The 271-nt window shown below is 36.5% G+C and carries 1 protein-coding gene; it reads right to left on the bottom strand.

The annotated features are described in order from the left end of the window. Window positions 1–85: 85 nt before the first annotated feature. Window positions 86–271, bottom strand: a 186-nt coding sequence (locus BOQ62_RS22695; protein ID WP_164976828.1) for a hypothetical protein, incomplete at its 5' end; no start/stop codon positions are given.

Genomic DNA, 271 nt, shown 5'->3' with positions numbered 1-271 from the left:
TGTCAATGGAATTTTCTTCTGATATTTATCGTAATAATACCATCCGTCTACAAAATGCTGGTATAAATTGCAGTCCGGAATACCATCATAGTGAAGCTGATAAGGTAACGGGAACTCCTGCTATTTCTCCTTTGAAGACCTGAGATGACAGTTTTCCATAATCATATAGTCCTGTCAATGGAATTTTCTTCTGATATTTATCGTAATAATACCATCCGTCTACAAAATGCTGGTATAAATTGCAGTCCGGAATACCATCATAGTGAAGCTG

The sequence above is a fragment of the Chryseobacterium sp. CH21 genome (genome assembly GCF_004119445.1).
GTDB lineage: Bacteria > Bacteroidota > Bacteroidia > Flavobacteriales > Weeksellaceae > Chryseobacterium.
This window is presented reverse-complemented; position numbering and strand designations above follow the sequence as displayed.